Genomic DNA, 20,179 nt, shown 5'->3' with positions numbered 1-20,179 from the left:
CCCGATTAGGGCAGACGACTATTGCCTGCGCGCATCCGACAAGTTGGACTTCAAGGATGAGACATTATCGAGTAACGTGCCGATCAATCTAGATTAAACGTTTCAGCAAGCGTATTTTCTACGTTTTAGACGCTTTTGGTCGGTTCTGCCGTGAAACCGCCAAAAATGCCCCTGAAAAGGAAGCTGACAAGCGCCTAAGCTGCAACCATTCAAAACAATACCTGGCACCTTCATGTGCCAAAAAGGAGATCGCATGCTCGAGCTCACTATAGAGCAGATATCCATGGGCCAATCGGCTGTGGATAAACCCGCTGCCTTGCAATTGCTGGCCAATCACCTGGTCGCCGATGGATTGGTCGCCGACGGATACCTGGCCGGATTGCAGGCTCGCGAAGCCCAGGGCTCGACCTTTCTCGGTCAAGGTATTGCCATCCCGCACGGCACTCCCGAGACCCGCGACCAAGTGTTCGCCACTGGCGTGCGCTTGATGCAGTTTCCCGAGGGCGTGGATTGGGGCGATGGTCAGATCGTTTATCTGGCCATCGGTATCGCCGCCAAATCCGATGAACACCTGCGCCTGTTGCAACTGCTGACCCGCGCCCTCGGCGAGACGGATCTGGGCCAGGCCCTGCGTCGCGCCAGCTCCCCCGAAGCGCTGCTGAAACTGCTGCAAGGCGCGCCGCAGGAGTTGGCGCTGGACGCGCAGATGATCGGCCTCGGTGTCTCCGCCGACGATTTCGAAGAACTGGTCTGGCGTGGCGCGCGTCTGTTGCGTCAGGCCGATTGCGTGAGCAACGGCTTTGCCGGCGTGTTGCAGCAAGTCGAAGCGCTGCCGCTGGGCGATGGCCTGTGGTGGCTGCACAGCGAACAAACAGTGAAACGCCCGGGCCTGGCTTTTGTCACCCCGGACAAACCGATGCGCTACCTCGGCCAACCGCTCAGCGGTCTGTTCTGCCTGGCCAGCCTGGGCGAAGCGCATCAGGCCTTGCTTGAGCGCTTGTGTGCGTTGCTGATCGAAGGTCGCGGTCACGAACTGGGTCGTGCCACCAGCAGCCGTAAAGTCCTCGAAGTGCTTGGCGGTGAATTGCCGGCCGACTGGCCGAGCGCACGTATTGCGTTGGCCAATGCCCACGGTTTGCATGCGCGTCCGGCGAAGATCCTCGCGCAACTGGCCAAAAGCTTTGACGGCGAGATTCGTGTGCGCATCGTCGACGGTCAGGACAGCGCCGTGTCGGTTAAGAGCCTGAGCAAACTGCTGAGCCTGGGCGCCCGTCGCGGTCAGGTGCTGGAGCTGATCGCTGAACCGAGCATCGCCGCCGATGCCTTGCCGGCCTTGTTGTCCGCCATCGAAGAAGGCCTCGGTGAAGAAGTTGAGCCGTTGCCGGCTGTGAGCCAGCAGCGCGAAGTGATTGCCGATATCGCCGAAGTCGTCGTCGCCCCTGCGTCCGGCAGCCTGCTGCAAGCGATCCCGGCAGCACCGGGCATCGCGATTGGCCCTGCGCACATTCAAGTGCAGCAAACCATCGATTACCCGCTGCGCGGCGAGTCCGCCGCCGTTGAGCGTGAACGTCTCAAGCAAGCGCTCAGCGATGTGCGCAGCGACATTCAAGGCTTGATCGAACGCAGTAAAGCCAAAGCCATTCGCGAGATTTTCATCACCCATCAGGAGATGCTCGACGACCCGGAACTGACCGACGAAGTCGACACGCGCCTCAAACAGGGCGAAAGCGCTGAAGCGGCGTGGATGGCAGTGATCGAAGCCGCGGCCAAACAGCAGGAGTCGCTACAGGACGCCTTGCTCGCCGAGCGTGCGGCGGATCTGCGTGATATCGGCCGTCGGGTATTGGCGCAAATGTGTGGCGTGCAGACCGCGAGCGAGCCCGAGCAACCGTACATTCTGGTGATGGACGAGGTCGGCCCGTCCGACGTCGCACGGCTGGACCCGGCACGCGTGGCGGGGATTCTTACCGCTCGCGGCGGAGCCACCGCGCACAGCGCCATCGTCGCTCGTGCGTTGGGCATTCCGGCGCTGGTCGGTGCAGGTGCAGCAGTGTTGCTGCTGGCGCCGGGCACGCCATTGCTGCTCGACGGTCTGCGCGGTCGCCTGCATGTCGATGCGGATGCCGCGACCCTGCAACGCGCCACCGAAGAACGCAACACTCGCGAGCAGCGACTCAAGGTGGCCGCCGAACAACGTCATCAACCGGCACACACCACCGACGGCCACGCCGTCGAAGTGTTCGCCAACATCGGCGAAAGCGCCGGCGTGATCAGCGCGGTGGAGCAGGGCGCCGAAGGCATCGGTCTGCTGCGCACCGAACTGATTTTCATGGCCCACCCGCAAGCGCCGGACGAGGCCACGCAAGAAGCTGAATACCGCCGTGTGCTCGATGGTCTCGCCGGGCGGCCGCTGGTGGTGCGTACGCTGGACGTCGGTGGCGACAAACCGCTGCCGTATTGGCCGATCGCCAAGGAAGAAAACCCGTTCCTCGGCGTGCGCGGCATTCGCCTGACCTTGCAGCGTCCGCAGATCATGGAAGCGCAACTGCGCGCCTTGCTGCGGTCGGCGGATAACCGTCCGTTGCGGATCATGTTCCCGATGGTCGGCAGCGTTGAAGAATGGCGTCAGGCCCGCGACATGACCGAGCGTCTGCGCCTGGAAATCCCGGTGGCCGATTTGCAACTGGGGATCATGATCGAAGTACCGTCCGCCGCATTGCTCGCGCCGGTGCTGGCCAAGGAAGTCGACTTCTTCAGCGTCGGCACCAACGACCTGACCCAATACACCCTGGCCATCGACCGTGGTCATCCGACCCTGTCGGCCCAGGCTGACGGCTTGCACCCTGCCGTGCTGCAACTGATCGACATCACCGTGCGCGCGGCCCATGCCCACGGCAAATGGGTGGGCGTGTGCGGTGAGCTGGCGGCGGACCCGCTGGCCGTGCCGGTGCTGGTCGGCCTTGGCGTCGATGAGTTGAGTGTGTCCGGACGCAGCATTGCCGAGGTCAAGGCGCGCGTGCGCGAACTCAGCCTGACCCAGGCGCAAACCCTTGCTCAACAAGCCCTCACCGTGGGCAGCGCCAATGAAGTGCGTGCATTAGTGGAGGCCCTGTAATGGCCAAGATTCTTACCCTGACCCTCAACCCGGCGCTCGACCTTACCGTCGAGTTGCCACGGCTGGACGCCGGTCAGGTCAATCGCAGCGACGAGATGCACACCCACGCCGCCGGCAAAGGCGTGAACGTCGCGCAGGTGCTGGCTGACCTGGGCCATCAATTGACGGTCAGTGGCTTTCTCGGCGAAGACAATCTGCAAGCGTTCGAAACCCTGTTCGCCAAGCGTGGATTTGTCGACGCGTTTATCCGTGTACCGGGGGAGACGCGCAGCAATATCAAAGTCGCTGAAAGCGATGGCCGTATCACCGACATCAACGGCCCTGGGCCGTTGGTCGATGCAGCCGCGCAGCAGGCGTTGCTTGAGCGTCTGGTGCAGATTGCGCCGGGGCATGACGCGGTCGTGGTCGCCGGCAGCCTGCCGCGTGGCGTAACTGCGCAGTGGCTGCGCGAATTGATCGAGCGGCTTAACTCGCTTGGCCTGAAAGTCGCCCTCGACTCCAGCGGCGAAGCGTTGCGCCAAGCGTTGAAGGCCAGCCCTTGGCTGATCAAACCGAACACGGACGAACTGGCCGATGCGTTGGGTTGCGAGGTGGTTTCCCACGCCGCCGAGGCTCAAGCGGCGAGTCGACTGCACGCTCAAGGTATCGAGCACGTCGTGATCTCCCACGGTGCCGACGGTGTGAACTGGTTCAGTGTCGGCTCGGCGCTGCACGCCACGCCGCCCAAGGTCAGCGTGGCCAGCACCGTCGGTGCCGGCGATTCGCTGCTGGCCGGCATGCTCCACGGTTTGCTCAGCGCCGACACGCCTGAGCAGACCTTGCGCACGGCCACGGCGATTGCGGCGATGGCGGTGACGCAGATCGGTTTTGGCATCAACGACGCCACGCAACTGGCGCAGCTCGAACAGGGCGTGCGCATTCGCCCCCTGACAGAACAATAAGAGGGTTTGTCATGAAGTTAGCCATTGTTACGGCATGCCCGAACGGCATGGTCACCAGTGTGCTGTGCGCCCGTTTGCTTGATGCCGCAGCGCAGCGTCAGGGCTGGAGCACCAGCGTTGAAGTGGTCGATGCGGCGCATCCGGAACGCGAGTTGTCGGCGGCGACCATCGAGGCGGCGGAGTGGGTGTTACTGGTGTCCACCGGCAACGTCGACATGACGCGTTTCGTCGGCAAACGGCTCTTTCAGATTGCCCCGGCGCAGGCCCTGCAGGACGTCGAGGAGGTACTGCGTCGCGGTGCCGAAGAAGCCGAAGTTTATGTCGCAACCGAAGCCGCCCCTGCTGCGGTTGCGCAACGTGCACCGCGCATCGTCGCCATCACCGCATGCCCGACCGGTGTCGCCCACACCTTTATGGCGGCCGAAGCGTTGCAGCAAACGGCCAAGCGTCTGGGCTATGAACTGCAAGTCGAAACCCAAGGTTCGGTGGGTGCGAAAACGCCCCTGAGTGCGACAGCGATTGCCGAGGCGGATGTGGTGTTGCTGGCGGCGGATATCGACGTCGCCACCGAGCGTTTTGCCGGCAAGAAAATCTACCGCTGTGGCACCGGCATTGCGTTGAAACAGTCCGAAGCGACGCTGAAAAAAGCCCTCGCCGAAGGCCAGCAGGAAAGCGCTGCCAGCGATGGCAAGGCCCCGGTCAAGTCGGAGAAAACCGGCGTCTACAAACACCTGCTGACCGGCGTGTCGTACATGCTGCCGATGGTGGTGGCGGGTGGTCTGATGATTGCCCTGTCGTTCGTCTTTGGCATCACCGCGTTCAAGGAAGAAGGCACGCTGGCGGCGGCACTGATGCAGATCGGCGGTGAGACCGCGTTCAAGTTGATGGTGCCGCTGCTGGCCGGTTACATCGCCTACTCGATTGCCGACCGTCCGGGCCTCGCGCCGGGGATGATTGGCGGCTTGCTCGCCAGCACCCTGGGCGCCGGGTTTATCGGCGGGATCGTCGCCGGTTTCATTGCTGGTTACGCGGCCAAGGCGATCAGTCGTTATGTCGCGCTTCCGCAAAGTCTTGAAGCGTTGAAACCGATTCTGATCATCCCGTTGTTCGCCAGCCTGTTCACCGGATTGGTGATGATCTACGTGGTCGGCAAACCTGTAGCGCAAATGCTCGCGGCGCTGACGCATTTCCTCGACAGCATGGGCACCACCAATGCGATCCTGCTGGGTGTGTTGCTCGGCGGCATGATGTGCGTTGACCTCGGAGGGCCGATCAACAAAGCGGCGTATGCCTTTTCGGTGGGGCTGCTGGCCTCGCAGAGTTACGCGCCGATGGCCGCGACCATGGCGGCAGGGATGGTGCCACCGATTGGTCTGGGCATCGCCACGTTCATCGCCCGACGCAAGTTCGCCCAGACCGAGCGCGAAGCGGGTAAGGCTGCCTTCGTGCTGGGGCTGTGCTTTATCTCCGAAGGGGCGATTCCGTTTGCCGCGAAAGACCCGCTACGGGTGATCCCGGCGAGCATCGCGGGCGGTGCGTTGACCGGCGCGCTGTCGATGTACTTCGGCTGCAAACTGATGGCGCCGCACGGTGGCTTGTTCGTACTGGCGATTCCGAATGCGATCAATCATGCGCTGCTTTATCTGCTGGCGATTGTCGCCGGTAGTTTGCTGACGGCGGTGGTCTACGCGACGGTCAAACGGCCCGAGTCCGTCGACCTCACAATGGCACCGGCGAAGGCCTGATGCACATTCCCTGTGGGAGCGGGCTTGCTCGCGAAAGCGGTGTGTCAGTCCATTCGATGTTGGCTGGCACGACGCCTTCGTGAGCAAGCCCGCTACCACATTGGGGTTTGTGGTGGTGCTGCTGCCTTGGCTGACTGCAGCGTTGATGATCTTGAGACGACACGGCAGTGAAGGCCTGACGCACATTCCCAGTGGTAGCGGGCTTGCTCGCGAAAGCGGTGTGTCAGTCCATTCGATGTTGGCTGTTACGACGTCTTCGCGAGCAAGCCCGCTCCCACATTGGGGTTTGTGGTGGGGCTGATGTCATGCCGGGTTCATAAACCCGTGCTTTAGTTTTCCTTTTTCCAGGGAGAACACCATGAGCGATTTCAACCTCGGTCGCCGTCGTGTCATGCAAGCCGTGGGTGCCGGGCTGTTGATGCCGGGGCTGGCGCCGGCGGTGATCGCGTCGGTCAAGGATCGTCCGCAACTCACCGACGGCGTGCAGTCCGGCGACCTGCAAGGCGACCGGGCGATGATCTGGAGCCGCAGCGACCGTCCGGCGCGGATGGTGGTTGAGTGGGACACGCGGAGCCTGTTCGGCAACCCCCGCCGATCTGTCTCGCCACTGGCCGACGCCCGCACGGATTTCACCGCTCGCGTCGAGCTGACCGGGTTGCCCGCCGATCAGGCGATTTTCTATCGTGTTTACTTTGAAGACGCGCAGACCGGCGTCGCCAGCGAACCGTGGTTCGGCCATTTGCGCAGCATGCCGACGGCCAAGCGTGATATTCGATTCGTCTGGAGCGGCGACACCGTCGGCCAGGGTTTTGGCATCAACCCGGACATTGGTGGCATGCGTATCTACGAAGCCATGCGTCTGCGCCTGCCGGACTTCTTTATCCACAGCGGCGACACCATCTACGCTGACGGCCCGGTGCCGGCGCAGCTGACCACTGAAAACGGTCGGATATGGCGCAACATCACCACCGAAGCCAAGAGCAAAGTCGCGCAGACCCTCGACGATTATCGCGGCAACTACCGCTACAACCTGATGGACGAAAACATCCGCCGCTTCAATGCCGAGGTGCCGCAGATCTGGCAGTGGGATGACCATGAAGTGGTTAACAACTGGTCGCCGGGCAAGCAACTGGATGAGCGCTATCAGGAAAAAGATATCCACACGCTGGTGGGCCGAGCACGTCAGGCCTGGCTCGAATACGCGCCGTTGCGCTTGCAGACCGCTGACGGTGGCGGGCGGATTTATCGCAAGCTCAGTTATGGGCCGATGCTTGATGTGTTTGTCCTCGACATGCGCAGCTATCGCGATGCCAACGATGACAACCTCGGGGCGGCGAAACCGTTTCTTGGGCGTGAGCAACTGAACTGGCTCAAGCAGGGGCTCAAGGGCTCGCAAGCGCAATGGAAGGTGATCGCCGCCGACATGCCGATTGGCCTTGGTGTGCCTGATGGCGAGGTGAGTCCTGGCGTGGCACGGTGGGAAGCAGTGGCCAACGGCGACCCGGGGCCGGCGCAGGGGCGTGAACTGGAAATTGCTGAATTGCTCGGATTTCTGCGGGCGCAGCAGGTGCGCAATTTTGTCTTTCTGACGGCAGACGTGCATTACTGCGCGGCGCATCACTATCACCCGGATCGTGCGGCGTTTCAGGATTTCGAACCGTTCTGGGAGTTTGTCGCCGGGCCGTTGAATGCCGGGAGTTTCGGGCCTAATCCGTTGGACAAGACCTTTGGCCCAGAAGTGGTGTTCGAGAAAGCCCCGCCGGCACAGAACACTTCGCCGTTTGCCGGGTTTCAGTTTTTTGGCGAGGTCAATATTGAAGGGCAGAGTGGGGAGATGAGTGTGGTGTTGCGGGATCTGGATGGGGTGGCGGTGTTTGAGAAAAAATTGCAGCCGGTTTGATCAGCGCATCCCCTGTAGGAGCGAGCCTGCTCGCGAAAGCGGAGTTACAGCCAACATCAATGTTGAGTGTTAAATCGCCTTCGCGAGCAGGCTCGCTCCCACAGTGGGGAATGTGTGGGGTCAGTAAACGTCCCTGCGATAACGTCCCTGTTCGATCAGACGTTCGACTTCGGCGGCGCCGAGGATGTCGTTGAGTGCCTGGTCCACGCCTGATGCCATTCCCTGCAAGCTGCCACAGATATAGATGACAGCACCGTCGGCCAGCCATTTTTTCAGGTCATCAGCCGATTCACGCAAGCGATCCTGCACATAAACCTTCTCAACCTGATCCCGCGAAAACGCTAGGTCCAGCCGCTCCAGATCGCCGTTGATCAACCACTCCTCCAGCTCCGCTCGACAGAGGAAATCGTGTTCACGATTACGCTCGCCAAACAGCAACCACTGGCGCTGCTGACCGTCGGCGATGCGTGCCTTGAGCAAACTGCGTAGCCCGGCAAGGCCCGTGCCGTTGCCCAGCAGAATCATGGGCACTGGCTCGTTCGGCAAGTGGAAACCGCTGTTGCGGCGCACTCGCAGACTGATGCTGCCACCCAACGGCGCGTGTTCGGTCAGCCAGCCGGAACCGATGCCGAGGCTGCCATTGCCGTGTTGTTCCTGACGCACAATCAGCTCCAGCACGCCATCGGCGGGAATCGATGCAATCGAGTATTCGCGCATCGTCAGCGGCACCATCGCGTCGACCAGCGCCTGCGCATGCAGACCGACCAGATGCGCGCGGTGCTCCGGCAACTGACGGGTGGCGAGGGCGACTTCCAGCGGCTCTTCCAGGCCATTGAGGGTCACCTTGTTCTCGCCGCGAATACCGAGGCCGTCGAGGAAGTGTTCGATGGCCCAACCGCCGTTGCGTGGCAGCACCTCCACCAAATCACCCGCCAGCCAACTGCTGGTGTTCGGTGCGCTCAGAGCGATCAGAAAAACCGGCGAGCCGCTGCTGTCCGGGTTCATCCGCTCGCGGCGCAGCAGCGTCCAGTTGTCGTAGTTCGGCGCTTGCCAGGTGTCGACCGGCGCTTGCCCGGTGATCTGGCCGAGTTGGGTTTGCCAGTGACGCAGGGCGTAGGGATCAGCGCTGTCGACTTCCACGGGGGCGAACAAGGTCTTGGCGCCGTGCTCGCTCAGCCATTGCTGCAAGCGTCGGGCGAAGCCGCAGAAGTGCGGGTACTGGCGATCGCCAAGGCCCAGCACCGCATAGTTCAGGCTGTCGAGTGTCGCCGCGTGGCTGAGCACTTTGCGCTCGAAACCGCGGGCGCTGTCTGGCGCCTCGCCGTCGCCGAAGGTGCTGACGACAAACAATGCGTTGGCTGACTCACGCAAATCCTGCTCACTGACGTTTGCCAGCGGTTGCACGTTCACCGGCATCCCGGCGGCTTGCAATTGGCCTGCGCTCTGCCACGCCAGTTGCTCGGCGAAACCGCTCTGGCTGGCGAAACCGATCAACCACGAAGACGCACCGCCGGCCGGTTGTTCAAGGCCTTTGCGGGCATTGTTGATCTGTTGTTTCTTGCGGCGACGATCCAGGTACAACAACCATCCGGTGATGAAGAACAGCGGCATGCACACTGCGGCGAGCGTGATGATGATCCGCCCGACAAGGCCGAAATAGCTGCCCACGTGCAGCGCATAAAGGCTGGTCAGCAGCTGCGCCTTGAAACGCTTGTCGGCGTAGCGATCAACGCGTTTGACGATGCCGGTGGCCGGGTCGAGGGTGATCTGGTTCAGCGCGCGATCATGGGGCGAGCGGTCGAGCAGGTAGAACACCGTCGCCGGTTGGCCAGCCACGGGCGGCATGCGGATGTTGTAGGCAGACAGGCCCGGGCCGGCGGCGCTGTAGATGCTGCTCCACATCGCGGCATAGTCGGCGGTCGGTGCCGGGCCTTGCGGCGCAGGCCCGCGACCACCGCGCACGCGCTCGTTCTGCGGTGCGTCGGAAAGCAGTTTGGTCAGGCCTTTGTTGTACCACTCGTACGACCACGACAACCCGGTCAACGCCAGCAGCAGATACACCAACAGGCACCAGGTTCCCGCCACGGAGTGCAGATCCCAATTGAAAGCGCGGCCCTTTTTCTTCCAGTCCAGGGTCAGCCACACGCGCCATTTGTTCCACTGGCGCGGCCAGCGCAGGTACAGGCCAGAGAGGCAGAAGAACAGCAGAATCAAGGTGCAGGCGCCGGTGATGTTGCGCCCGGTGTCGCCCATGGCGAGGAAACGGTGCAGTTGCAGCATCAGGCCGAAGAAGTCCTGGCCGGTTGCGTCACCCTTGAACTCGGCGGTGTACGGATCGAAGTAGCGCATCTCGCCACGGCGTTCGCCTTTGGGCGGGGTGAAGAACACCTTTGCTGCGTTGCCGCTGTCGGTCTCGACCCAGAGCATCGAGACTTTCTTGCCCGAAGTGGCCTCGATGCGCTCCACCAGTTCGACCGGCGGCAGGACCCCGGCGACGTGTTTTTCCACCTGCAGCACCGACGGGTTCAGCGCTCGCAGGATTTCGTCCTGAAACGAATAGGCCGCACCGGTAATGCCCATCAAGGCCAGCACCAGCCCGGCAGTGATGCCAAAAAACCAGTGCAACTGGAACAGGGTTTTCTTTAACACGTCACTCGCCGTCCGTTCGGAAATTGTCATCACGGCGCGCATTATGCCGTGGCTTATCGAGAAGCGTTCTTTATTACGCACAAAAGCCCCGTTCAACTGAGTGAACGGGGCCGTACCTTGCGGCGCACTCCTTGTGGGAGGGGGCTTGCTCCCGAATGCGCCATGTCAGTCGATATCTATTTCACTGACACATCGCCTTCGCGAGCAAGCTCACTCCCACATTTACAGCATTGATCAGAAGTGGAAGTTGGTGCTCAACAGTGCCGTACGGCCCGCCGCCTGGTTGGCGAAGTGGGTCGCGAAGGCTTTGTCGTAATAGGTTTCATTGGTCAGGTTCTGCACGTTGAGTTGCAGGTCGACGTTCTTGGTCAGCTTGTAGGCCGCCATCGCGTCGTAACGCACGTACGAATCGACCAGGGTGGTGTTGGCCACGCTGCCGAACACGTCATCGACGTAGAACGCACCGCCACCGATCGTCAGCTTCGGCGTGACCTGATAAGTGGTCCACAGGCTGGCGCTGTTTTTCGGCGTGTTAGGCAGTTGGTTACCGTCGTTGGCCTTGCCCATCGGGCCGCCGTCGACCTGCTCGCTGTCCATGTAGGCGTAACCGGCGAACACTTGCCACTGGTCGGTGATCTTGCCGCTGGCCGACAGTTCGATACCTTGTACGCGGGTTTTTCCGGCGTTCTCGTACGACGTGGTATCGACTTGCACGCGAGCGTTATCTTTCTCGGTGCGGAAGATATCAGCCGTCAGCGACAAGCGATCATTGAGCAGATCCCACTTGGTGCCGATTTCGTAGTTCTTGGTGGTTTCCGGCTCCATGTCGCTGCTGAGCAAGTTGCCGGCGCGGTTCGGGGTGCCGCCCAGCGGGTTGCCTTCCTGGCCTTCGCCGAGGGTGTTGCCCGGCGGGGTGGCGGAGGTGGCATAGGAGGCATAGATGCTGCCGTTATCCGCTGGTTTGTAGACCACGCCGAATTGACCGGTAACGAACTCGCTGGTGTCATCACCCTTGGAGGTGGTTTTGCCGGCCGCGGTGTAGGTTTTGTATTCGGTGTCGAAGTGGTCGTAACGCAGGCCCATGTTCACCAGCCATTGCTCGGACAGTTCCAGAGTGTCGAACACATACAGCGCGTAAGTGTTGGCCTTGGTGTCGGTGCCGGCGTAGTTGCGCGAGATCGCGCCGTTCCACGGATCGTTCGGGTTCGGGTTCGACAGCGAGGTGCAGTTGTAGCCACTCGACGCGCCGATCATCGACGGCGTGCAGTTATTGGTGACAGCGGTGGTGCGCGGCGTGGTGTCGGTGTTGACGGTGTACGAGGACTTCTGGCCTTGCTCGCGGGTGTATTCGACGCCGGTGGAGAAGCTGTTCTTGAAACCGGCGACGTAGAAGTTGCCGAACAGGTCCGTCTGGTTGGTGGTGGTCTCGGTGTTGCTCACGCGAGTGTTCGCACGACGCCAGACGCTGCCGTTGTTGACGTTGCCCTTGCTGTCGTCCGGCTGGGTCAGGATGTAATCCTGCATGCTGGTGCCGTGGCGCAGGGTGTTCTTGATCGTCAGCGAGTCGTTCAGATCGTGCTCGATGGCGAAGGTTGCGGTGTCGGTGCGGCCCTTGCGGAAGTCGCGATCCAGACCGTAGAAATTACTGTGGTCACCGCCGGCGTACGGCTTGTCCGGATTGGACTTGGTGCGTGCTGCCGAGCCACCGGTCGGGATGGTGTACGGCACGCCCGAGTCCGGTGTGTCGTTGCTTTCCAGATGGTAGTAATCGAGGTTGACGCGGGTGTCGGTGCCCAGGCCGAACGCCAGCGACGGCGCGATGCCCCAACGGTCGTAATCGACCTTGTCGCGGCCGGCGACGTTGCTCTCGTGGCTCATCAGGTTCAGACGCCCGGCAGCGGTGTCGCTGAACTGGTAGTTGCCGTCGAGGGTGTAGCGCTGGGTCTGGTCGGAGCCCCAGGTAAAACCACCGTCGAACGAATCGCCCAGGTGGGCTTTCTTGCTCACCAGGTTAATGCTGCCGCCCGCTGCGCCGCGACCACCGATGGCCGAGTTCGGGCCCTTGCTGACTTCGATGTTTTCGACGGCGAAGATTTCGCGGCTCTGCGAACCGGTATCGCGCACGCCGTCCAGGTAGGTGTCGCCCTGGGCGTCGAAGCCGCGGATGAACGGACGATCGCCCTGCGGGTTGCCACCCTCACCGGCACCAAAGGTGATGCCCGGCACGGTACGCAGCGCGTCCTGCATGTTCAGGGCGCCGGTGTCTTTGAGCACTTGTTGCGGGATCACGGTGACCGAGCGCGGTGTGTCGACCAGCGGCGCGGTGTACTTGGGCGAGGAGGCTTTCTCGACCTGGTAGGACGTGGTGTCCTGCACTTCGCCGGTGATGGCGGTGGCATCCAGGGCGATGGCATTGCCAGAGGCTTTGCTGTCGGTCTTTTCGGCGGCGAATACCATGTGGCCCGCGGAGCCTGCGGTGATTGCCACGCCAATTGCAGAGGCGAGCAAACGTGGTGAACTGACCGGTATTTGAGCGTGTTGACGTGCCATTTGAATTCCCCTCCCCAAGGATTTGAGGCGGCGGAATATAGGGTAAACAGGTATGTGTATCAATTGCGAAATATTGTTATTCGCACTGAATTTACATTCTTTACAATTTGACCTTACGGTTTTTACTGATTCATTCGTCTGTGGGTTTTACACGGCCAATAAGAATCAATACCATTGGCATCCTTTTACCATCAGGTGCGTTTGCCATGCTGCTGCACATTCCCGGCCTGTTCGCGAAAGAAGAAGTGCAGCGCATCCGCCAGGCGCTCGAAGAGGCGGATTGGGCCGATGGCAAGATCACCGCCGGCTACCAATCGGCCAAGGCCAAACACAATCTGCAATTGCCTGAGGGCCATCCGCTGGCCAAGGAAATCGGCGCGGCGATGCTTGAGCGGCTGTGGAAAAATCCGCTGTTCATGTCTGCCGCGCTGCCGCACAAAGTGTTCCCGCCGTTAGTGAACTGTTACACGGCCGGCGGCAGTTTCGACTTCCACATCGACAACGCCGTGCGCCAACCGAAGGGCAGCATCGAGCGGGTACGCACTGATCTGTCGGCCACGCTTTTTTTCAGCGAGCCTGCGGATTACGACGGCGGCGAACTGGAAATCCAGGACACCTTCGGCACCCAGCGGGTGAAGCTGCCTGCAGGTGACATGGTGCTGTACCCCGGCACCAGCCTGCACAAGGTCCATGCGGTCACTCGCGGTGCGCGTTATGCGTCGTTTTTCTGGACGCAAAGCCTGGTGCGTGAAGACAGCCAGCGCGCGTTGCTGTTCGAGATGGACGACGCGATCCAGCAACTCACCCAGGACATGCCTGATCACCCGTCGCTGATCCGCCTTACTGGCACGTATCACAACCTGCTGCGGCGTTGGGTCGAGGTATGAGTTTTCAATTGCGCCGCGAGGAAATCCTCAGCGGTGAACAACTCAGCGCCATGCTCGAAGAAAGTCCGGCCCGTGCCGCGCAGGCGATTTTGCTGGCGGCGGGTGAGGGCGAAGTTGAAGCCCAGGCGTTGCTGGGGCAGATCCTTCTGGAGGGGCAGGGCATTGCCAGGGATCAGCCGTTGGCGCTGCGCTGGTTTGGCATCGCCGCCGGGCGCGGTCATTTGATGGCGCGCAATATGCTCGGGCGTTGTCTTGAGCATGGTTGGGGTTGTCGCGCGGATGCGTCCGTTGCGGCGCAGCATTATCGGATCGCCGCGGATGCCGGGATGGATTGGGCGATGTACAACCTCGCCAATTTGCTGGCGACTGGGCGCGGGGTGGTGGTGGATCATCTGCAGGCGCTGGCGCTTTATCGGCGCGCGGCTGAACGGGGCCATGCGAAATCGATGAATCTGCTGGGACGTTATCTGGAAGAAGGGCAGGCATGTCCGGCGGATCCGGTCATGGCGCGCGAGTGGTATCGACGTGCGGCCAAGGGCGGGGATTTTCGCGGGCAGTTCAGTTACGCGGCAGTGTTGGCGGGGGAAGGGCGGATTGATGAGGCGGTGGCTTGGCTTGAGAAAGCTTTGGCTGGCGGTAATCTGAATTTTTTGCGGGTGGCGAGTCAGACTCTGTCAAGTGCAACAGATCCAAGGATTCAGGTGTTGGCATCCAGGTATCAACTTCGTACGGATGAGCTGAGCCGCAGCGCATAACCCTTGTGGGAGCGGGCTTGCTCGCGAATGCGGTGGATCATTGCGGGTGATGGAGACTGATACTAAGCGTTCGCGAGCAAGAACGCTCCCACAGTGATTGCATCAGGACATACAAAAAAGCCCACGACACGTCGTGGGCTTTTCGCATTACCGGTTCAACAATTACACGTAATACGATTTCAGCGGCGGAAAGCCATTGAACTCAACCGCGCTGTAGCTGGTGGTGTACGCACCGGTGGACAACCAGTACAGACGATCACCAATCGCCAGGTTCAGCGGCAAGCCGTACTTGTAGTTCTCGTACATGATGTCGGCGCTGTCGCAGGTTGGGCCGGCGATGACCACTTCTTCCATCTCGCCTTTCTTCTCGGTCCAGATCGGGAACTTGATCGCCTCGTCCATGGTTTCGATCAGGCCGGAGAACTTGCCCACATCGGTGTACACCCAGCGCTCGACGGCGGTGCGCGATTTACGTGCGACCAATACCACTTCGCTGACCAGGATGCCGGCATTGGCGATCAGCGAACGGCCCGGCTCCAGAATGATTTCCGGCAGGTCATCACCGAAGTCTTCTTTCAGGAAACGGATGATTTCTTCAGCGTAGGTTTCCAGGCTGTTGGTGCGGGTGATGTAGTTGGCCGGGAAGCCACCGCCCATGTTGATCAGCTTCAGGTGAATGCCGTCTTCTTCTTTCAGGCGTTCGAAGATCACTTTGACCTTGGCGATCGCCGCGTCCCAAACGCTGATGTCGCGCTGCTGCGAACCCACATGGAACGAGATGCCGTAAGGCACCAGGCCCAGATCGCGAGCGAGGATCAGCAGATCCATGGCCATGTCGGTCTGGCAGCCGAATTTGCGCGACAGGGGCCAGTCAGCGGTGGTCGAGCCTTCGGTGAGGATGCGCACATACACTTTCGAGCCCGGTGCAGCCTTGGCGATGTTGCGCAGGTCGGCTTCGGAGTCGGTGGAGAACAGACGCACGCCCTTCTCATAGAAGTAGCGGATGTCCTTGGATTTCTTGATGGTGTTGCCGTAGCTGATACGGTCGGCGCTGACGCCGCGATCCATCACTTTGTCCAGCTCATAGATCGAGGCGATGTCGAAGCTCGAACCTTTCTCTTTGAGCAGGTCGATGATCTCGACGGCCGGGTTGGCCTTGACCGCGTAGTAGACCTTGGCGAATTCGAAACCGGCGCGCAGGTCATCGTAGGCCTGGCTGATCATCGCGGTGTCGATCACCACGAACGGGGTTTCCTGTTTGTCGGCGAACGCCTTCATTTTGTCGAATGTAGCGCGCGCGAAATAGTCTTCGACCTGGATCGACATGCTGGGAGCTCCTATGGGCAAACAAGTAAAAACAATGGGTGCAAATGAACGTCCTCCGTATCCCCACTTTGGTTCGCCTACTTCCCAAGGCATGTCGCCGAAAGCAAAAAGGCCACGGGCGCCGATGCTGCCCTTGGCCTTGCTGTCTCGTCGTCAGTACTTGAGCCGGATGGATCGTTTCCAGCATGGACGTTCGGCGCGAACTTTAGGGCGTGAGGGGCCTGAGATCAACAAAAAATGTCGCGTTTTTGCACGCTTCCGTCGTGCGGTCTTCCTCCGGTACTGATGTAACCGACCGACATGACAGGCTGATGTTCCCTCGAGCATGGATTTGCGTAGTTGGTATGGCTGGAAAAAACGGAAATAAGTCACAGACGTTTAATTCCGAAAAAGCCTTGAGACAACCGTCAGGACTAGTATTTCTGACAGGTGTTTAGGCGCGGTTTTTTTTCTAGGATGAGGGTGCCGATTAGTTCTGAAAGAAAGTCTGGTGATCGGCGAGCACAGTATTTTTTGTTATTGGAAATGGCTCCGTCGACCCGTTTGCATGATGGGGGGAGTGCGCCTGTCTATCAATTCAAGCGGATGCTGGGGTAACAAGGATGAACAGAATATTACTGTGGCTAGTTGTATTGACTCTGTCAGGTTGTGCCACTCACGAAGTGGTTCAGCCGTCTGCTCCCGTATCGCGAGAGGAAGTGCTCGGGACCGCATCGACTGGGGTGATGGGCGCCGGCACCGGGCCACAGATTGCCGCCTATCTCACGGAGGCCTACCACAACAAGCTGAACATGTGCCGAAATAACCCTTCAGCCCCGGCATTCCTGTGTTCCGGGGTCATGTTGAGAGCCACTCAACACTCCACACAGTTTCATTTCTGGAACCCTAATCCAACGTCTACCGGCGTGTCTTTTTCCTATTTGCGGGCGGATGCGAAGTTCAGCAAGTTGGTCTTCGGTTATCACAACGGATTTATCTTGTATCCGTACTTTTTCAAACCCGTGGGTAAAATAGAACCGGAGATACTTTGTTTCTTTCCGGTGGACGGTGCAACGACCCCGCGCGCAGATCAGGGCTGCGGTCAAAGTCCGGGAATAGTTTCCAGTCGACCCTGCCAGTCACAAGGGATCAATACGGCCGCGCAATACATCGCGCATTACAATCAGCAAACGAACAAATACGGGCATCTGTGCGGCTTTGATGTGAGCGACGATTTGAATCAGGCAGCCACCACCGCTTTCAATGAGGCAATCAAGGCCCAGGGGATGGGCGGCACGTTCGCCTTCAATACGCAGAACGAGTTCCGGCTGGCCAAGTGGGGGCAGAATCTGGGCACGACGTTGCCAATCGAGGCTGTGTTCTACATCGGTGACGCCGGCAAGGCCGGTGCGCAGTATGACCAGCAGGATTTCAAGAACCAGACAGGTATCTGGATTCCGGCAATCAGGATCACGCTGCCCCAGACGCCATCGGCTGATGTGCGGTTCGAGTTCATTGCCGGTGACCAGGCCGTCTCTTCCTGATCCATTCAATTGTGCCGTGCCCCTCTGGCAGGGCACGGCACATCAGCGCTCTATCAGGCCAGCGCTGTCTCGGCGGGGGAGATGATGCTGGTCTTGCCACCGCGGGATTTGCCGGAACTCAGATACTCGGCAATCGACTCCTGCGTGACCTCGCCCAGGAACACCCGTTCCGCGTCCATCACCGGCAACCACGAACGATTGAACTCATACATGCGCGACAACAGGATGCGCAAATGCTCGTCATACGCCGCCGTGGCGTTGAACTCACGCAGGAACTGCGCGCAGGTGCCGGTCTGGCGGTGCAGGTCGCGGCGACGCACATAACCCAGCGCCTTGTTCTCGGCACAAGTCACCACGACGTAACGACGGTCATGCTCGTCCATCAACTCCAGCGCATCGGCCACCGGGGTTTCCGGGCTCACCGACGGCGCGTTGTCCGCGGCATCTTCTGCTTTCACCAGCAGCAGGCGTTTGAGTGTGCTGTCCTGGCCGACAAAGTTGCTCACGAAGTCATCTGCCGGGTGCGCGAGCAGGGTATCCGGATGGTCAATCTGCAGCAGCTTGCCGGCGCGGAAGATCGCAATCTTGTCGCCGAGTTTGATCGCTTCGTCAATGTCGTGGCTGACCATGATCACGGTCTTGTTCAGCGCGCGCTGCATCTCGAAGAACTCGTTCTGGATCATCTCGCGGTTGATCGGGTCGACCGCGCCGAACGGCTCATCCATCAGCAACAGCGGTGCGTCCGCTGCCAGTGCTCGGATCACGCCGATGCGCTGTTGCTGGCCACCGGACAATTCACGCGGGTAGCGATGCAGATACTGCTTGGGCTCAAGCTTGATCATGCTCATCAGTTCGCGGGCGCGGTCGTGGCATTTCTGTTTGTCCCAGCCGAGCAGCTTCGGCACCACCACAATGTTCTCTTCGATGGTCATGTTCGGGAACAGACCGATCTGCTGAATCACGTAGCCGATGTTGCGGCGCAGAGTCACTTCGTCCAGGTCGGTGGTGTCTTCACCGTTGATCAGGATCTTGCCCGAGGTCGGTTTGATCAGGCGGTTGATCATCTTCAGCGTGGTGCTTTTGCCGCAACCCGATGGCCCGAGGAACACACAGATTTCGCCTTCATTGACGGTCAGGCTCACCGAGTCCACGGCTTTGACATCTTTGCCGTTGCTTTGGAAGGTCTTGCTGAGGTTTTGAAGTTCGATCATTTGAGGAGTCCTTTTGGAGTCAGCGCGCGTTGCAGCCACTGCAGGAGGAGGTCGGCGAAGATCGCCAGAAGACTGACCAGCAGCGCGCCGACGATGAGCATCGACATGTCACTGCGGCTGATGGAAGCAAGGATCAACACACCGAGACCGCCGGCGCCGACGGTGGCGGCGATGGTCATCACGCCAATGTTCATCACCACGGCAGTACGCACACCGGCGAGGATCACCGGTACCGCAATCGGCAACTCGACCATGCGCAGGCGCTGGCCGAAGGTCATGCCGATGCCGCGTGCGGCTTCACGGATGCCCGGTTCGACGCCGGTCAGGGCGAGGTAGGTGTTGCGCATGATCGGCAGCAGTGAATAAAGGAACACCGCGGTGATCGCCGGCATCGGGCCCAGGCCTTGGCCGAACTTGGAGTAGAACGGCAACAGCAGGCCGAACAGGGCAATCGACGGCACGGTCAGCAGCACTGTGGCGCTGGCCTGTAAAGGGCCGGCGAGGCTCGGAAAGCGGGTCATCAGAATGCCCAGCGGCACACCGGCGACAATCGCCAGACTGACGGCGATCCCCACCAGAGAAATGTGCTGCAAGGTCAGGTGCAACACCTGCTGCCAGTCAAGATGGGAAAAGGCGTTCAAGAATTCCATGACGTTTCCTCCCTTCAATTCAATGGATGTTGGCGCAGGAAATCAGCGGCAACAGCGGATGGGCTTTCATGATCGACATCGACCCGCGCGTTGAGCCGGCGCATGGTTTCGTCATCAAACAGTTCGGCCAGCGGCTTGAGTTGCCCGGCCAGTTTCGGGTGGGCGTCCAGATAGGCCTGGCGCACCACGGGCGCGGCGGTGTAGTCCGGGAAGTAATGCTTGTCGTCCGCCAGCAATTTCAGATTGAAGGCGCTCAGGCGACCGTCCGTGGTGTACACCAGACCGGCGAACACTTGGCCATTGCGCAGGGCGGTGTAGACCAGACCGGCGTCCATCTGGCGGGTGTTCTCGCGTGTCAGGTTCATGTCATAGAGCTTGACCATGCCGTCCAGGCCGTCGGAGCGGTTGGCGAACTCAGTGTCCAGAGCCACCAGGTGATTGGCCTCGGCCTCATCCCGCAGCACGGTGTTCAGTTCGCTGATGTTGTTGATCTGTGGGTACTGGTCGGCGATTTTCTTCGGCAGGGCCAGTGCATAGGTGTTGCTGAATTTGGACGGCGTGAGCCAGGTCAGGCCTTTTTGGGCGTCGAGTTCTTTCACCCGAGCGTAGGACTGTTCGCTGTCGAGTTTTTCGGTGACATGGTTGTAGGACACCAGCGACACACCGGTGTACTCCCAGAGCATGTCCAGTTGGCCACTTTCCTGAGCGCTGCGCGCCAGATTGCTACCCAGCCCACCGGTGATTTGCGCGTCGTAGCCTTTGCTGCGCAGGTACTGCGAGGTGATTTGCGCCAGCAGGGTTTGTTCGGTGAACACCCGGGCGCCAATGCGGATAACCGGTTTGTCGGCGGCTTGGGCGATTCCTGCGAACAGCAGGGCGCAGCCTAAAATCAAGCTAAGTCGTTTCATGAAGATTCCTTTGCCGAGG

Annotated in this window: 13 protein-coding genes; 7 read left to right on the top strand and 6 right to left on the bottom strand. The window is 60.5% G+C overall.

The genetic code is table 11. From position 1 onward, the window contains the following. The first annotated feature begins 253 nt into the window (after window positions 1-253). From ptsP to ACIOU6_RS13195, 4 genes are all read left to right on the top strand, one after another. A complete protein-coding gene (gene ptsP / locus ACIOU6_RS13210; protein ID WP_401136801.1) occupies window positions 254-3,115 on the top strand; it encodes a phosphoenolpyruvate--protein phosphotransferase in 2,862 nt (953 codons plus the stop codon). After that, window positions 3,115-4,056: a 1-phosphofructokinase gene (gene pfkB, locus ACIOU6_RS13205; RefSeq protein ID WP_401136799.1), complete on the top strand. Its 942-nt coding sequence runs from the start codon at window positions 3,115-3,117 to the stop codon at window positions 4,054-4,056. Before ptsP ends, pfkB begins: the two co-directional genes overlap by 1 nt. An 11-nt stretch (window positions 4,057-4,067) precedes the next feature. Next, entirely contained in the window at window positions 4,068-5,801 is a 1,734-nt protein-coding gene (locus ACIOU6_RS13200) for a PTS fructose-like transporter subunit IIB (RefSeq protein WP_401136797.1), read from the top strand. 358 nt (window positions 5,802-6,159) lie between these two features. Further along, on the top strand, window positions 6,160-7,701 hold the full coding sequence (locus ACIOU6_RS13195; protein WP_401136794.1) for an alkaline phosphatase D family protein: 1,542 nt from the start codon (window positions 6,160-6,162) through the stop codon (window positions 7,699-7,701). Window positions 7,702-7,821: 120 nt separating this feature from the next. Here the strand turns inward: ACIOU6_RS13195 and ACIOU6_RS13190 are convergent, their stop codons facing one another. Together ACIOU6_RS13190 and ACIOU6_RS13185 are read right to left on the bottom strand one after the other, a co-directional pair. Next, a complete protein-coding gene (locus ACIOU6_RS13190) occupies window positions 7,822-10,350 on the bottom strand; it encodes a PepSY domain-containing protein (protein WP_401136873.1) in 2,529 nt (842 codons plus the stop codon). A gap of 234 nt (window positions 10,351-10,584) precedes the next feature. Further along, complete coding sequence (locus ACIOU6_RS13185) at window positions 10,585-12,900, bottom strand: TonB-dependent receptor (protein WP_401136792.1); 2,316 nt, start codon at window positions 12,898-12,900, stop codon at window positions 10,585-10,587. Between the two features lie 206 nt (window positions 12,901-13,106). Here ACIOU6_RS13185 and ACIOU6_RS13180 point away from each other — a divergent pair, with 206 nt between their 5' ends. Together ACIOU6_RS13180 and ACIOU6_RS13175 are read left to right on the top strand one after the other, a co-directional pair. Further along, complete coding sequence (locus tag ACIOU6_RS13180; RefSeq protein WP_401136789.1) at window positions 13,107-13,787, top strand: Fe2+-dependent dioxygenase; 681 nt, start codon at window positions 13,107-13,109, stop codon at window positions 13,785-13,787. Beyond that, complete coding sequence (locus ACIOU6_RS13175; protein ID WP_401136786.1) at window positions 13,784-14,542, top strand: tetratricopeptide repeat protein; 759 nt, start codon at window positions 13,784-13,786, stop codon at window positions 14,540-14,542. The genes ACIOU6_RS13180 and ACIOU6_RS13175 overlap by 4 nt, the downstream gene beginning before the upstream one ends. 162 nt (window positions 14,543-14,704) lie before the next feature. Here the strand turns inward: ACIOU6_RS13175 and ACIOU6_RS13170 are convergent, their stop codons facing one another. After that, a complete protein-coding gene (locus tag ACIOU6_RS13170) occupies window positions 14,705-15,868 on the bottom strand; it encodes a type III PLP-dependent enzyme (protein ID WP_008088754.1) in 1,164 nt (387 codons plus the stop codon). Between the two features lie 725 nt (window positions 15,869-16,593). Here ACIOU6_RS13170 and ACIOU6_RS13165 point away from each other — a divergent pair. Then, window positions 16,594-17,391, top strand: a complete 798-nt coding sequence (locus ACIOU6_RS13165; protein ID WP_401136784.1) for a hypothetical protein — start codon at window positions 16,594-16,596, stop codon at window positions 17,389-17,391. A gap of 53 nt (window positions 17,392-17,444) precedes the next feature. Here ACIOU6_RS13165 and ACIOU6_RS13160 read toward each other — a convergent pair whose 3' ends face one another. Genes ACIOU6_RS13160 through ACIOU6_RS13150 form a run of 3 tightly spaced genes read right to left on the bottom strand, consistent with a single transcriptional unit; the run spans window position 17,445 to window position 20,160 of the window. Further along, window positions 17,445-18,602 (bottom strand): betaine/proline/choline family ABC transporter ATP-binding protein, encoded by a 1,158-nt coding sequence (locus tag ACIOU6_RS13160; RefSeq protein ID WP_401136781.1) that lies wholly within the window; start codon window positions 18,600-18,602, stop codon window positions 17,445-17,447. Continuing rightward, entirely contained in the window at window positions 18,599-19,252 is a 654-nt protein-coding gene (locus tag ACIOU6_RS13155) for an ABC transporter permease (protein ID WP_221730077.1), read from the bottom strand. Before ACIOU6_RS13155 ends, ACIOU6_RS13160 begins: the two co-directional genes overlap by 4 nt. Window positions 19,253-19,266: 14 nt before the next feature. Then, window positions 19,267-20,160 (bottom strand): glycine betaine ABC transporter substrate-binding protein, encoded by an 894-nt coding sequence (locus ACIOU6_RS13150; RefSeq protein WP_221730076.1) that lies wholly within the window; start codon window positions 20,158-20,160, stop codon window positions 19,267-19,269. Window positions 20,161-20,179: the final 19 nt, after the last annotated feature.

Source organism: Pseudomonas sp. NPDC087615 (genome assembly GCF_044743445.1).
Classification (GTDB): Bacteria; Pseudomonadota; Gammaproteobacteria; order Pseudomonadales; family Pseudomonadaceae; genus Aquipseudomonas; species Aquipseudomonas baetica_A.
This window is presented reverse-complemented; position numbering and strand designations above follow the sequence as displayed.

Bases quoted from the DNA above. Each gene is read 5' to 3' on its own strand.
- ACIOU6_RS13175 (WP_401136786.1), top strand. From the start codon at position 13,784: ATGAGTTTTCAATTGCGCCGCGAGGAAATCCTCAGCGGTGAACAACTC.
- ACIOU6_RS13200 (WP_401136797.1), top strand. From the start codon at position 4,068: ATGAAGTTAGCCATTGTTACGGCATGCCCGAACGGCATGGTCACCAGT.
- ACIOU6_RS13160 (WP_401136781.1), bottom strand. From the start codon at position 18,602: ATGATCGAACTTCAAAACCTCAGCAAGACCTTCCAAAGCAACGGCAAA.
- ACIOU6_RS13155 (WP_221730077.1), bottom strand. From the start codon at position 19,252: ATGGAATTCTTGAACGCCTTTTCCCATCTTGACTGGCAGCAGGTGTTG.
- ACIOU6_RS13180 (WP_401136789.1), top strand. From the start codon at position 13,107: ATGCTGCTGCACATTCCCGGCCTGTTCGCGAAAGAAGAAGTGCAGCGC.
- pfkB (WP_401136799.1), top strand. From the start codon at position 3,115: ATGGCCAAGATTCTTACCCTGACCCTCAACCCGGCGCTCGACCTTACC.
- ptsP (WP_401136801.1), top strand. From the start codon at position 254: ATGCTCGAGCTCACTATAGAGCAGATATCCATGGGCCAATCGGCTGTG.
- ACIOU6_RS13170 (WP_008088754.1), bottom strand. From the start codon at position 15,868: ATGTCGATCCAGGTCGAAGACTATTTCGCGCGCGCTACATTCGACAAA.
- ACIOU6_RS13150 (WP_221730076.1), bottom strand. From the start codon at position 20,160: ATGAAACGACTTAGCTTGATTTTAGGCTGCGCCCTGCTGTTCGCAGGA.
- ACIOU6_RS13185 (WP_401136792.1), bottom strand. From the start codon at position 12,900: ATGGCACGTCAACACGCTCAAATACCGGTCAGTTCACCACGTTTGCTC.
- ACIOU6_RS13165 (WP_401136784.1), top strand. From the start codon at position 16,594: ATGGGCGCCGGCACCGGGCCACAGATTGCCGCCTATCTCACGGAGGCC.
- ACIOU6_RS13195 (WP_401136794.1), top strand. From the start codon at position 6,160: ATGAGCGATTTCAACCTCGGTCGCCGTCGTGTCATGCAAGCCGTGGGT.